We start from the raw sequence: 14,261 nt of genomic DNA, 5'->3' as shown, positions 1-14,261 counted from the left end.
GGTCGTACCGCCGGTGGCGTCCGGGCACCACCCGGGCCGCCGCCCGCGCCCGCACCCGCCCGGACGGCCCCCGCACGCTGGCAGAATTGGCCTGTGATCGACGCAAGACGGCTGCGGACCCTGCGGGCCGTGGCGGACCACCGCACCGTGACCGCCGCGGCGGCCGCCCTCTACCTGACCCCGTCCGCGGTCTCCCAGCAGCTGGCCGCCCTGGAACAGGAGACCGGCCACCACCTGCTCGCCCGCGAGGGCCGAGGGGTGCGGCTGACCGCCGCCGGGGAGATCCTGCTCGGCCACGCCGACGTGGTGCTCGCCCAGCTGGAGCGCGCCGAGGCCGACCTCGCCGCCTACAGCGCGGGCGTCTCCGGAGAGGTCACCGTGGCCTCCTTCGCCACCGGCATCGCGCTCGTCCTCGCCCCGGCGATCGGCCTGCTGGCCGGGCGGGCGCCCGGCGTCCGGCTCAAGGTGCTGGACGCGGAGGGCGACGCCAGCCTGCCGATGGTCCTGGACGGCCGGGCCGACCTCGCCGTGGCCGTCGAGTACCGGGGCGCCCCGCGGGCCGACGACGCCCGGCTCACCCGCGTCCCGCTGTACGCCGAGCCGTTCGAGGCGGTGCTGCCGCTCGGCCACCCGCTGGCGGCCGAGGAGGGCGCGCTCGCCGTCGCCGCCCTCGCCGACGAACCGTGGATCGGGCCCTACCCGGGCAACCCGTGCCACGACGTGGTGCTGCTGGCCTGCGAGCACGCCGGGTTCCAGCCGCGCCTGGTGCACTCCTCCGACGACTTCCGGGCCGTGGTCGCCCTCGCCTCGGCCGGTGCCGGGGTCGCCCTGGTGCCGAGCTCGGCGCTGCGCGGCGTCGAGCTCGGGCAGGTCGCCGTCCGGCGGGTGGACAGCGAGCTCGCCACCCGCCGGGTGTTCGCGGCCGTCCGGGCCGGGGCCGACGGCCACCCGCTGATCCGGCCGGTGCTGGACGCGCTCGCCGAGGCCGCGGTGGCGGAGGCCTGACGGCGCCCCGGCCGGTGCGGGGGAGGGGCGTCGCCGCCTGACGGCCGGTCAACTGCGGCGCAGGTCCAGCATGGCGAACACCTTGTCGTAGCGGCGTTCGCCGACGGCGACGTAGTCCCGCAGCCGCCCGTACTCGGTGAAGCCGAGGGAGGCGTAGAGGTGCAGGGCGTCGGCGTTGTCGCCGCGGGCGTCCAGGGTGAGCACCTCGATGCCGGCCGCCCGTGCGTCCGCGATCAGCGCCGCGGTGAGCGCCCGCCCGATGCCGCGCCCCTGGGCGGCGGAGGAGACCGCGAGCTTCTCCAGGTCCGCGTGCGGGCGGTGGGTCGGGCGCCGGTGGCGCAGCCAGTAGCCGAATCCGGCCGGCCGCCCGCCCAGGTAGGCCGCCCGCAGGGCGCCGTCCCCGGCCCGGGAGCGGGTCAGCACCTCCTCGACCAGGTCCGCGACCTCCGCCGCCGACGGCGGCTCCAGCCACCCCAGCGCGGCGCCCGCCGCCACCAGCTCCGCCAGGATCCGGTGCGCGCCGGCCGCGAACTCGCCGTCCGCCCCGGCCCGTTCGGCCACCTCCGCGGTGTCGAGGATGACGAGGTCCGCTGGGGTCGCCGCAGGCGTCGTGTTCCGGCTCATGCCCGGCAGCCTAACGACGCGGGCCCCGCCCGCCGGCCGGTCCCCGGCGGCGGGCGGTGTGCCGGGGTGCGGCGTGCCGTGCGGCAGCGGGCGGGGCGGATCCCGGAGTGCTAAATTCCGGTCGGCCGGTTTTCCGTGGCAGTCCGTTCCGAATCACTTCCGCGGGTCGCGAAAGGCCCGGTCGGGGATTTGGTCAACAATTCGTTGAGCCGTCCGCCGGCCATCTCAAATTCAGCTGTGATGCCCGTCACTCTACGCGAGTCGCGACAGTTTGCATGTACGGATCAGTCGGCATGTACGGCGCAAACCGGACAAAGCTCACCTTGATCAACCGTCATCACATGCGGAAGGATGCGTTCAGGCGTTGCGCCGGTATTCCAACAGGAAACACATTCTGCGACCCATCACGGGACCACCGTCCACGGATGTCGCGGCGGCCGATTTTGGGGAGGAATTAGCCGCATGGCTTCGCATGGGCCTAGTGAAACGATCAGGGTCGGGGCGCCGCACGACGTCGTCTTCGACCAGGTTTTCGTCGACCTCTCTCCGATGCTCGGGCAGGCCCTCTCGCTGAAGTGCGAGGGCTTCAACTTCGCCGGATCCGTCAAGGTCAAGGCCGCCGCCGGAATGGTGCGGGCGGCCGAGGAGGCGGGGCGCCTCCACCCGGGGTCGACGATCATCGAGTCGTCGTCGGGGAGCCTCGGGATCGCCCTGGCGTCGATCGCCGCGCACAGCGGCTACCGGTTCGTGTGCGTCACGGACGTGCGCTGCAACGAGCGGAACATCCTCCTCATGGAGTCCCTGGGCGCCGAGGTGGTGGTCATCTCGGAGCCCGACGAGAACGGCGGGTTCCTCGGGAGCCGGATCCGCCACGTCAAGGAGGCGTGCGCGGCCGACCCGTCGCTGCTCTGGCTGAACCAGTACGCCAACGAGGGCAACTGGCGGGCCCACTACCAGGCCACCGCGCCGTCGATCGTCCGGAGCTTTCCCGATCTCGAATTCCTCTTCGTCGGCGCCGGGACGACCGGCACGCTGACCGGCTGCGGGCGATTCCTGAAGGAGATCGGCCACCCGGCCAAGGTGGTGGCCGTGGACGCCGTCGGATCCATCACCTTCGGCGGCCCGTCCGGCCGGCGGCTCATTCCCGGGCTCGGGTCCAGCCACCGCCCGGACATCGTCGACGAAAGCGTGGTCGACGAGATCGTGCTGGTCGAGGAAATAGACACCATTCGTACGTGCAGATATCTCGCCGGGCGCGGATTCCTTTTCGGCGGATCGACCGGCACGGTGGTTTCCGGGGCTTTCCGGAGATTGCGCGAGGAGCGCCCCGGGGCCTGCGCCGTGGCGATTTCCCCGGATTTCGGGGAGCGTTATCTCGACACCGTCTACAGTGACCACTGGGTCCGGGAGCACTTCGGCGACATCGGCCGGTTCGACCCGTTCGAGGAGCCGATCACCCCGGCCGTCGAGCTCGCCCGCGGATAAGAAGCTGATCAGGAAGCGACCATGTCCCACACCCAGCCCACCACCGCCCGGCTCGACGACCTCTTCGCGGCCCAGGCCCGGCGCACGCCGGACGCCCTCGCCCTGGTGCACGGGGACGAGCGCCTGACGTACCGTCAGCTGCACGAGCGCGCCGCCGCCGTCGCCGAGCGGCTCACCGCGCTCGGCGCGCGCGACGAAACGCTCGTCACGCTGGCGTTCCACCGCTCCGCCGAGGCCGTCGTCGCCATCCTCGGCACGGTGCTCGCCGGCGCCGCCTACCTGCCGGTCAGCCCCGCCTACCCGGCCGAACGCATCGCCGGCATCCTGGACGACTCGCGCTCGCCGCTGGTGCTGTGCGGAAGCGGACTGAAGGACGCCGTCGCCGACGCCGTGCCGGCCGGCGTCGAGCTGCTCGAACTCGGTGCCCTGCTCGCCGCGGAGCCGCACCTGCCGCCGCGCCCGGCCCTGGCCGCGGGGCCGGCCGACGAGGCCCCCGCCTCGCCGCTGGCGTACGTGATGTACACCTCCGGCAGCACCGGCCGCCCCAAGGGCGTGATGGTCGAGCACGCGGGCGTGGTCCGACTCGTCCGGGACGCCGACTACTTCGACTTCTCCGCCGACGAGCGCTTCCTGCAGACCGGCGCCCTGGAGTTCGACGCCGCGACCTTCGAGATCTGGGGGGCGCTGCTCAACGGCGCCACCCTGCACCTCGTCGACCAGGAGACGCTGCTCACCCCGGCCCTGCTGAAGCGGGCGCTGCACACCGCCGACGTCACCGTGCTCTGGCTGACCTCGCCGCTGTTCAACCAGCTGGCCGACGAGGACGTCAGCCTCTTCGCGGGGCTGCGCACCCTCATCGTCGGTGGGGACGTGCTGTCCTGCCGGCACGTCAACACCGTCCGCGAGGCCTGCCCCGGCCTGCGGGTGCTCAACGGCTACGGCCCGACCGAGAACACCACCTTCACCACGATCTTCCCGATCGAGCGGCGCCACGAGTCCGCCGTCCCGATCGGCCGGCCGATCCGCGGCACCTCCGTCGCGGTGCTCGACGCCGACCAGCGGCCCGTCCCGGTCGGCGGGATCGGCGAGCTGTACACCAGCGGGGCGGGCCTGGCCCGCGGCTACCTCAACAACCCGGCCCTGACGGCCGAGAAGTTCGTCCTGGTCGACGGCGTGCGCCACTACCGGACGGGCGACCTGGTCAGCAGCGACGCGGACGGGCTGCTCGCCTTCCACGGCCGGGCCGACAACCAGGTGAAGATCCGCGGTCACCGGATCGAGCTCGGCGAGATCGACAACGCCCTGCTGGAGATCCCCGGCACGGTCGACAGCCACACCCACGCGCGCGGCGGGCCCGGCGGCGTCAAGCAGCTGGTCACCCACGCGGTGCTCGGAGCGGGCCTGACCGTCGAGGACGTCCTGGTGGAGCTCCGGCGCCGGCTGCCCGCCTACATGTGCCCCGACGTGCTGGTCCCGGTGGACCGGCTGCCGCTGAACGCCAACGGCAAGGTGGACCGGGCCCGGCTGCCCGAGCCCGCCCCGCGCCGCGGCGCCAGCGGGGCGCCGGCCACCCCGGCGGAGCTGCGGCTGGCCGCCCTGTGGGCCGACGTCCTGCACGTGGACGCCGAGGGCCTGGGGCTGGACGACGACTTCTTCCTGCTCGGCGGCAGCTCCATCACCGCCGGGGTGCTGATCGGCCGGCTCGCCCGCGACGCCGGCGCCGCCCTCGGGTTCGGCGAGCTCTTCGCGGCGCGCACCCTCGGCGCGATGGCCAAGGCCGTCGAGACCGCGCCGACCGCCCCGCTGGCACCCGTCCCGGAGCCGACCGGCAGCGGTGTCCTGCACCCGCAGCAGCGGGCGCTGTTCGCGCTCTGGCAGATGGACCCGAACAGCCTCGTCTACAACATCCCGGTGCGTCTGGAGGTGAGCGGCCCCCTCGACCCGGAGCGGCTGCGCGCGGCCCTCGCGGCGATGACCGCCCGGCACGACGCGCTGCGGACGCGCTTCGTCACCGCGGACGGCGAGGTGCGCCGGGTGGTCGACCGGGTGGCGTCCGTCGAGCTGCGGGTGCTGGAGGCCGACGACGGACCGCGGGACGGGCGCCCGCTCGCCCTCGCCCCGTTCGACCTGGCGGCGGCTCCGCTGATGCGCGCCGTGCTGGTCCGCCGGGGGCCCGGCGGGGACGTCCTGCACCTGGACTTCCACCACATCGTCTTCGACGGCATCTCGCTGCGCGTCTTCGTCGACGAGCTGTTCGAGTACTACGCCGGTCAGGAGCCCCGGACGGCGCCGGTCGGCTACGCGGCCGCCGCCGAGTGGGCGGACGGCCGGCTGACGGGTGCGGAGCAGGAGCGCTCCGAGCGGTACTGGCTGGCGAAGTTCGCCGAGCCCGCGCCCGCCCTCGCCCTGCCCACCGACCGGCCGCGGCCGGCCCTGCGGGGCACGGCCGGCGACGTCGCGGTCCGCGAGCTGTCCCCGGCGGACGCCGAGCTGGTCCGGGCGATCGCGGACCGGGAGGGCTCGACCCCCTTCGTGGTGCTGCTGACCGCCTGGACGGCGACGCTGGCCCGGCTCTGCGGCCAGTCGGACGTCACCGTCGGCAGCCCGATGGGCGGCCGCCCGCACCCCGACCTCGAGACCGTGGTGGGGATGTTCGTCAACACCGTGGTGCTGCGGGCCAGGCTGCGGCCGGAGGCGGACCTCGGGGAGCTGCTGGCGGCGCTCGGCGCGGAGCACCGCGACGCCCTCGACCACCAGGAGTACCCGTTCGCCTCGCTGGTCCAGCGGCTCGACGTGCCCCGGGACCTGAGCCGCAACGCACTGTTCGACGCCTTCTTCGCCCTGCAGGACATCGACTTCCACAGCTTCCGCAAGGACGGCCGGCGGATCACCCTGACGCTCCCGCACGCGGGCACCTGCCGGTTCGACCTCAACCTGCAGGCCTTCCGGAAGCCGTCCGGGTACGCGCTGGAGCTGGAGTACTCGACCGCGCTGTTCGAGCGGGCCTCCGCGGACTTCCTGCTGGACCGCGTCGTCGAGACCCTGCACGAGCTGGACCGCGCTCCGGGGGGCAGGGTCCTGCCGGAGCCCGAGGACGAGCCCGGCGGGCCCGTCGAGGCCGCCGACTTCTCCTTCTGACCTGGGACGGGACCGATGACCACACTGACGATCATCCTGTGCGGGGCGGTGACCTTCGCGGTCCGCTACGCGCTGTTCGGGCCGATCGGGCCGGAGCACCTGCCCGCGCGGATCCGCAGCACCCTGCCGTACGTCATGCCCGCGGTGCTGATGGCGATCATCGTGCCCTCGGTGCTGCTGCCCGGTGACGGCGGCGGCGACCTGCGGACCCTCGCGCCGTACGTGGGCGGGGCCGTGTGCGGCTTCGCGATGGGTGCCGTCAAGCGGGACGCCTTCTTCCTCGTGTTCCTGGTCGCCATGGCCGGATACGTGCTCACCAAGTTCGCGCTCTGAGCGCCGCCCGCCCCTGCCCAGGAAAGAGGTTGGATTGATGTTGCCCCGACACAGCCGTGGCGCGGAGGCCGCGCAGGGTGTCCTGTCGGTCGTCCCGGTCGTGCTCGGCGCGGTGCCGTTCGGGCTGCTGTTCGGCGCGCTCGCCCAGGAGCGCGGCCTCGGGCTCGGCAAGGCCATGCTGATGAGCCTGCTGATCAACGCGGGCTCCGCCCAGATCGTCAGCCTCGGCATGATCACCGCCGGGGCGGCCTGGCCGCTGACCGTGGTGACCGTACTGCTCATCAACCTGCGGCACGTCTTCTACTCGGCCGCGCTGGCGCCGTACGTCCGGCCGATGGGCTTCTGGTGGCGGTTCGGGATCGCCTGGGGGATGACCGACGCCGTGTACGCGCTGGCCGCCAAGCGCTTCGGCGAGCCGGCGCCCGAGGAGGACAACCGGCGCTGGTACGTCCTGAGCGGTTCGGCCGTGATCTACGCCGCCTGGGCGCTCAGCACGCTCTGCGGCTGGGTCTTCGGGGCCAGCCTGTCGGGGCTGGGCGAGTGGGGGCTCGACTTCGCCGTCTACGCCACCTACATCGGACTGGTCGTCTCCACCTTCACCTCGCGGCGCGCCCTGGCCGTCGGCCTGGTCGCCGGCGTGGGGGCCCTGCTGCTGCACCACCTGCCCTACCAGAGCGGCCTGTTCGTGGGCACGCTGGCGGGCACCGCGCTGGCCGCGTTCCTGGAGAGCCGCGAACGCGTGGCCGCCACGCCCGTGCCGGCGGAGGGGGAGGCCGCCGCGGCGGTCCCGGAGCGGCGCGCCGCGCCCGACCCGGCCGAGGCCCCGGCCGACACCGCCTCCTAGGCAGGCCCACGCCTCCCAGGCAGGCCCACGGCGGCCGGGCCCACCCCGGCCGCCGTCCACACGCACACACCGGACCCGCCGGTCCGCCCAGGGGGCGGCCGCCGGCCGATCGGTCCGTCCACGATCCGACTCACACGCACCGGGGGTGGCCTCGCCATGTCTCAAACCGCTAGCGGAACCTCGACGATCAGCACGCTCCAGCTCCAGCAAGCCCTCAACGCCCATCCGGCGCAGGCGCAGTTCTGGGACACCCGCAAGCCCTACTGGGCCGAGCCCACGGTGGTCACCCGCGACCACGTCCGCCAGCAGGAGCCCGCCGCCCGGGTCAGCGCGGCGCTGGCCGCGGGGACCGCCCCGGCCGTCCGCCGGATCTCCAACGGCGACTCCTTCCTGACCACCGTCGTCGGCGCGACGGCGCTCGCCCTGCTGGCGGCGCGCGCCGCCGACCTGGCCGCGGTCACCCTCTTCGTCCCCGCGCCGCGCGGCACCGACCGGGCCGTCCCGGTCACCGTCGAGCTCACCGGGCAGGAGTCCGGCCGCGAGCTGCTGACCGCCGTCCGGGCCGCCTGCCTGGAGGTCTCGGCCCACCTGGACGTGCCGGTCCGCGGCCTGCTCGACCGGCTCGGCGTCCGGCCCGGCGACCTGATGCTCTCCGTGGACGGCGCGCTGAGCGCCGAGGACGCCCGGGCCGCCGGGTGCCCCCTCCTGTTCGACCTGCACCTCGCGGGCGACGACACCAGGATCGAACTGGAGTACGACGCCGGCCTGTTCACCGCCGCCACCGCCGAGCGGCTGACGACCACCCTCGCCCGGCTGCTGGACACCCTGGTCGCGGACCCGGCGGCGGCCCTCGCCCCGCTGCTCGGCCCCGACGACCAGGAGGCGGCCCTGCTCACCGGCGCCTTCAACGACACGGCGGCGCCCTTCCCGCAGGAGCGCCTGCTGCACGGCTTCCTGGAGGAGCGGGCCGCAGCCGAGCCGGACCGGGTCGCCGTCGTCGACGACGGCACCACCTACGGTGAGCTGAACGCCGCCGCGAACCGGCTGGCCCGCACCCTGCGCGAGGCCGGCGTCACCCCCGGCGAGCCGGTCGCCGTCTGCGTGCCCCGCTCCGCCGACCTGCTGGTGGCCATCTACGGCGTGCTCAAGGCCGGCGGCGCCTACCTGCCGATCGACCCGACCCTGCCGCGAAACCGGATCGAGTACCTGCTCGACCACAGCCGCGCCCGCCTGGTGGTGGCCACCGCCGGCACCGCCGCCGTCGCCGACGGCCACCGGGTGCTGCTGCTCGACGACCCGGCCGTCGCCGCCCAGCCCGCCGGCGACCTGGAGCCCGTCACCGGCCCCGACGACCTCGCGTACGTCATCTACACGTCCGGCTCCACCGGCCGCCCCAAGGGCGTGATGATCGAGCACCGGGCCATCGTCAACCGGCTCTGGTGGATGCAGAGCGCCTACCCGCTCGGCGCCGACGACGTGATCCTGCACAAGACGCCGTTCACCTTCGACGTGTCCGTCTGGGAGATCTTCTGGTGGTCGATCGCCGGCGCCGCCGTCGCCACCCTGCCGAACGGTGACGAGCGCGACCCGGAGCGGATCATCGCCCGGATCGAGCAGAGCCGCGCCACCACGCTGCACTTCGTGCCGTCGATGCTGCACGCCTTCCTCGGCTTCGTCGAGGCCACCGGCGAGCGCGAGCGGCTCGGCTCGATCCGCCGGGTCTTCGCCAGCGGCGAGGCCCTCGCCGTCGACCAGGTGCGGCTGTTCGGGGAGCTCCTCGGCGACGCCCGCGAGCTGGTCAACCTGTACGGCCCGACCGAGGCCGCCGTCGACGTCACCCACCAGCCGTGCACCGGGGTGGACGTCACCCGGTCGGTGCCGATCGGCCGGCCCATCAGCAACATCCGGCTCAGCGTGCGGACCCGCTCCGGCGCGCTCGCCCCGATCGGCACCCCGGGCGAGCTCTGCATCGCCGGCACCGGCCTGGCCCGCGGCTACCTGCACGCGCCGGAGCTGACCGCGGAGCGCTTCGTCACCGGCGAGGACGGCGAACGCCGCTACCGCACCGGCGACCTGGCGCGCTGGCTGCCGGACGGCACCGTCGAGTACCTGGGCCGACTGGACACCCAGGTCAAGATCCGCGGCTACCGGATCGAGCTCGGCGAGATCGAGCACGTCGCGCAGCAGGTCGCCGGCGTGCGCCAGTGCGCCGTCGTGGCCCGGCCCGGCGAGTCCGGCGACAGCATGCTGGTCGCCTACCTGGTCGCCGGCGAGGGCTACCGGGAGACCGCCCTGCGCGCGGCCCTGGAGGGCGAACTGCCCTCCTACATGGTCCCGCAGCACTACGTCGAGGTCCCCGCCATCCCGACCAACCACAACGGCAAGCGCGACGTGTCGGGCCTGCCGCTGCCGCTCCAGGAGGCTCCGGCGGCCACCGCCGCCCACCGGGCCCCGAGCGGCCCCGTCGAGGAGCAGCTGGCCGCGATCTGGGCCGCGGTGCTCGGCGTCGAGCCGATCGGCGCGGACGACAACTTCTTCTCGCTCGGCGGCGACTCGATCAAGTTCATCACCGTGCTGGCCCGCGCCCGCGCCGCCGGCCTCGACTTCAGCTTCCAGGAGCTGTTCGGCCACCCGACCATCGCCGGGCTCGCCGGGTACCTCGCCGAACGCGAGCAGGGCCCGGCCGCACCGGCGGCCGAGGTCTCCACCGAGCCGTTCGCCCTGATCGGCGAGGAGGACCGGGCGCAGCTGCCGACCGGCCTCGTCGACGCCTACCCGATGTCCCAGCTGCAGATCGGCCTCATCTACGAGGCCCTGCGCGGCGGCACCGAGGGCATGTACCACGACATCCTCAGCTACCGCATCCACGGCACCGTCGACCCGGAACTGTTCGAGCGGGCGGTCGACTCGGTCGTGCGCCGGCACGCCCTGCTGCGCACCTCCTTCCACCTCAAGGGCTTCAGCGAGCCGCTCCAGCTGGTGCACGGGAGCGCGCCCTCCCCGCTGCGGGTGTTCGACCTGCGCGGCCGGTCGCCGCAGGAGCAGGAGGAGGACCTGCGCCAGTTCGCCGAGCTGGAGCTGCGCGGCGGCTTCCGGTACGGCAGCACCGACCTCGTCCGGGTCTACCTGCACCTGCTCGCCGACGACGAGTACCAGTACTCGCTGAGCTACCACGACGCGGCCCTGGACGGCTGGAGCGTCAACACGATCCACCGCGACGTGTTCTCCGCCTACTTCTCCGTCCTGGACGGCGAGGAACCGCACGGCGGCGCCGGGCTCGCCATGTCCCACCGGCAGTACGTGGAGCTGGAGCGCGCCGCCGTCGCCTCCGCCTCGCAGCGCGCCTTCTGGCTCGACGTCATGGACGGCGCGGAGAGCACCCGGGTCGTCCCCGACACCGACCCCGACCCGGAGTTCGCCGGCGTCGGCATCCACGACGTGCTCTTCCCCGCCGGCCTGTCGGCGGGCATCCTCGCGACCGCCCGCAAGCTCCAGGTGCCGGTCAAGGCCGTCCTGCTGGCCGCCCACGTCGCCGTGCTCGGCTTCGTCGCCGACACCACGGACGTCGTCACCGGCTACGAGCACTCCGGCCGCCCGGAGGTCGAGGGCGGCCAGGACATCGCCGGGCTCTTCCTCAACTCCCTGCCGTTCCGGGTCCGCGACCTGGGCCGCAGCTGGGAGGACACGGTCCGCGCGGTGTACGCCGCGGAGGCGCAGCTGCTGCCGCACCGGCGCTTCCCGATGGCGGAGATCAAGCGGGCCGTCGGCAGCCGGGACACCCTGTTCGAGACGGTCTTCAACTTCACCCACTTCCACGTGCTGAAGAGCCTGGCCGAGCGGGACGGCTTCGAGCTGGTCCGTTCGATCGTCAACGTGCAGAGCGAGTTCCCGCTGCGGGCCGAGTTCTCGCAGGACGCCGTCAGCGACGAGGTGATGCTCAGCCTGCACTTCCACCGCAACGTCTACTCCGAGGCGCAGACCGAGCGGGTCGGCGGCTACTACCTGCGGGCCCTGCAGGCGCTGGCCGAGGACCCGTCGGCCGACCGGTCCGCGGGCACGCTGATCGGCGAGCGGGAGCGGGCCGCGCTCCAGGCGATGTCCGCCGGCCCCGCGCACCCGCTGCCGGAGGGCACCTTCCTGGACCTCCTCGCCGAGCAGGTGCGCCGCACGCCGGAGGCCGTCGCGCTGGTCCACGGCGACGAGCGGCTCTCCTACGCGGCCCTCGACCGGGCCTCCGACCGCTACGCGGCGCAGCTGCTGGCGGCCGGCGTCACCCCCGGCGACGTGGTCACCACCGTGCTGCCGCGCGGCGTCCGCTGGGCGCTCACCATGCTCGCCCTGCTGAAGATCGGCGCCGTCTACCTGCCGCAGGACCGGGCCTTCCCGGTGGACCGGATCGCCTCCGTGCTGCGCCGCAGCGACTGCCGCCACCTGGTGGCCGAGGCGGCGGACGCGGAGCCGGTCGGCGGCGCGCTGCGCGAGCGGGTCCCCGGACTGTCCGTCCTGGTCCTCGACGACCCGGGCGCGGCCGACGCCGCACAGGTCGAGCCGCCCGCGCGCCCCGCGCCGGCGGACACCGCGTACATCATCTTCACCTCCGGGTCCACCGGCGAGCCGAAGGGCGCCACCGTGCGCCACTCCGGGATGCTCAACCACCTGCTGTCCAAGGTCGTCGACCTGAAGCTGACCGAGGCCGACGCCGTCGCCCAGATCAGCACCCAGTGCTTCGACATCTCGGTCTGGCAGCTGCTGGTGGCCTGGCTGGCCGGCGGACGGACCGTCATCTACGACCACGACACCGTGGTGGATCTGCCGGCGTTCCTCACCGCGCTGGTCGACGACGGCATCACCATCCTGGAGACGGTGCCCTCCTACACCGACGCGCTGCTCACCGAGGTCGAGCAGCGGCCGCGCCCGCTGCCCGAGCTGCGCTACAACATCATCAACGGCGAGGCGCTGCCGCCGGCGCTGACCCGGCGCTGGTTCGCGACCTACGACATCCCGGCGGTCAACGCCTACGGGCCCACCGAGTGCTCCGACGACGTCACGCACTTCTTCATGACGGAGGGCCAGGACGTCAGCCGGGTGTCGATCGGCCGCCCGATCATCAACACCAGCCTCCACGTGGTCGGTTCCGACGGGCGGCCGCGCCCGATCGGCAGCTACGGCGAGATCTGCGTGACCGGCGCAGGCGTGGGCCTCGGCTACATCAACGACGCCGAGCGGACCGCGGCCGCCTTCGCGCCGAACACCCTCGACGACCGCTCCGAACTGCTCTACCGCACCGGCGACATCGGCCGCTGGCTGCCCGACGGCCTGCTCGACTGCGCCGGCCGCCGGGACGGCCAGGTCAAGATCCGCGGCTACCGGATCGAGCTGTCCGAGGTGGACGGTGCGCTGGACCGGCTGCCCGGCGTGGAGACCGCGGTGACGCTGGCGCGCGACGTGGCCGGCGAGAAGCGGCTGGTGACCTTCTACACCGGCGCCGCCGAGCCGGACCGCACCGAGTTCAAGCGCCGGCTCGCCGAGCTGATCCCGGACTACATGCACCCGGAGATCCTGGTCCGGCTGGAGGCCTTCCCGCTCAACTCCAACGGCAAGATCGACCGCAAGGTGCTGGCGGCCCGGCCGATCGGCCTGGACGCCGACACCCACCGGGAGCCGCCGGCCACCGCGGACGAGGAGTTCGTCCGTGACCTGTTCGCCTCGGTGCTCGGGGTGCCGCCGGTCGAGGTCGGCGTCACCGACAACTTCTTCGAGATCGGCGGCCACTCGATCGCCGCGATGAAGGTCGCGGCGACCTCGCAGGGCCGGATCGCCCTGCGCGACCTGCTGGTGCGGCCCACGGCCCGGCTGATCGCCGCGGCCTTCGGCGAGCGCGACGGCGCCCGCCGCGACCTGCTGGTCGACCTCACCGCCTCCTCCGGCGCACGGCTGGAGACGGTCGAGGCCGTCCTGGTCTGCATCCCCTTCGCGGGCGGCGGCGCGGTCAGCTACGTCCCGCTGGCCCGGCAGCTCGCCGACGCCGGCGCGACCGTCCGGGTCCTGGGGGCCGAGCTCCCGGGCCGCACCCTGGCCGACGACCGCCCGATGGTCGCGGTGGACGTGCTCGCCGAGCAGCTCGCCGACGAGGTGGTGCGGGAGGCCGGCGACCGTCCGGTGCTGGTGCTCGGCCACTGCGCCGGCTCCTCGCTGGGCCTGCACCTGGTCCGCACGCTCGAGCGGCGGGGCCGGGACGTGCGCCGCCTGCTGATCGTGGCCAAGCTGCTCCGGTCGGTGGACCCGGCCGACCACGCCGCCAACGAGGTGGTGCACATGAACGAGCAGCAGATCATGGACTGGATGGCCGACAACACCGGCCTGGAGGAGGTCCACGCGCTGTCCGCGGCCGAACGTGCGGACCTGGCACGGGCGTTCCGCTACGACACGGTCGAGGCCACGCACGGCTTCCACCTCGCGCTCGGCGACACCGGGCGGGCCGCCCTGCAGTGCCCGGCCACCGTGGTGTTCGCCGAGGACGACCTGCTGATGGCGGACCACGCGACGGCCCTGGCCAACTGGGAGCTGTTCGTCCCGGCGAGCCGCACGGTCGTCAGCCCCGACGGCGGGCACTACCTCAACACCACCCGGCCGGAGCTGCTGGCCGGGGTCGTCCTCGACGACCTCGGCTCCCCCTCGCACTCCGGCTGATCCCCGCGGTGGGGGGCCCCCGGCCCCCCGGGGCGGCCCCCCCCCCCCCCCCCCCCCCCCCCCCCCCCCCCCCCCCCGCCCCCCCGGGGGGGGCCCCCCCCCCCCCCCCCCCCGCCGCCCCCGCCCCCCCCCCCCCCACACC

At 74.1% G+C, this 14,261-nt stretch carries 7 protein-coding genes; 6 read left to right on the top strand and 1 reads right to left on the bottom strand.

Annotated elements, in window-relative coordinates:
* Positions 1 to 93: 93 nt before the first annotated feature.
* A complete protein-coding gene (locus ACFYUY_RS09215; RefSeq protein ID WP_360210220.1) occupies positions 94 to 1,005 on the top strand; it encodes a LysR family transcriptional regulator in 912 nt (303 codons plus the stop codon).
* A gap of 48 nt (positions 1,006 to 1,053) precedes the next feature.
* On the opposite strand, the gene ACFYUY_RS09210 is transcribed toward ACFYUY_RS09215, so the two are convergent.
* The gene (locus tag ACFYUY_RS09210) at positions 1,054 to 1,629 is read right to left on the bottom strand and encodes an N-acetyltransferase (RefSeq protein ID WP_360210222.1); all 576 of its coding nucleotides are present in this window, start codon (positions 1,627 to 1,629) and stop codon (positions 1,054 to 1,056) included.
* Between the two features lie 462 nt (positions 1,630 to 2,091).
* Between ACFYUY_RS09210 and sbnA the strand changes: the two genes are divergently transcribed.
* The 5 genes from sbnA (at position 2,092) to ACFYUY_RS09185 (ending at position 14,119) form a co-directional block, all read left to right on the top strand.
* Complete coding sequence (sbnA, locus tag ACFYUY_RS09205; RefSeq protein ID WP_360210224.1) at positions 2,092 to 3,114, top strand: 2,3-diaminopropionate biosynthesis protein SbnA; 1,023 nt, start codon at positions 2,092 to 2,094, stop codon at positions 3,112 to 3,114.
* Positions 3,115 to 3,135: 21 nt separating this feature from the next.
* Positions 3,136 to 6,252, top strand: a complete 3,117-nt coding sequence (locus tag ACFYUY_RS09200; RefSeq protein WP_387899571.1) for an amino acid adenylation domain-containing protein — start codon at positions 3,136 to 3,138, stop codon at positions 6,250 to 6,252.
* A gap of 15 nt (positions 6,253 to 6,267) precedes the next feature.
* The gene (locus tag ACFYUY_RS09195; protein WP_360210228.1) at positions 6,268 to 6,585 is read left to right on the top strand and encodes an AzlD domain-containing protein; all 318 of its coding nucleotides are present in this window, start codon (positions 6,268 to 6,270) and stop codon (positions 6,583 to 6,585) included.
* A 37-nt stretch (positions 6,586 to 6,622) separates the two neighbouring features.
* Positions 6,623 to 7,429: an AzlC family ABC transporter permease gene (locus tag ACFYUY_RS09190; RefSeq protein WP_360210230.1), complete on the top strand. Its 807-nt coding sequence runs from the start codon at positions 6,623 to 6,625 to the stop codon at positions 7,427 to 7,429.
* Between the two features lie 156 nt (positions 7,430 to 7,585).
* Positions 7,586 to 14,119: an amino acid adenylation domain-containing protein gene (locus ACFYUY_RS09185; RefSeq protein ID WP_387899567.1), complete on the top strand. Its 6,534-nt coding sequence runs from the start codon at positions 7,586 to 7,588 to the stop codon at positions 14,117 to 14,119.
* Positions 14,120 to 14,261 lie beyond the last annotated feature (142 nt).

It is taken from the genome of Kitasatospora sp. NPDC004745, from assembly GCF_042873275.1.
Classification (GTDB): domain Bacteria; phylum Actinomycetota; class Actinomycetes; order Streptomycetales; family Streptomycetaceae; genus Kitasatospora.
Note: the sequence above shows the minus strand (reverse complement) of the source record. Positions and strands in the feature narration are given on the sequence as shown.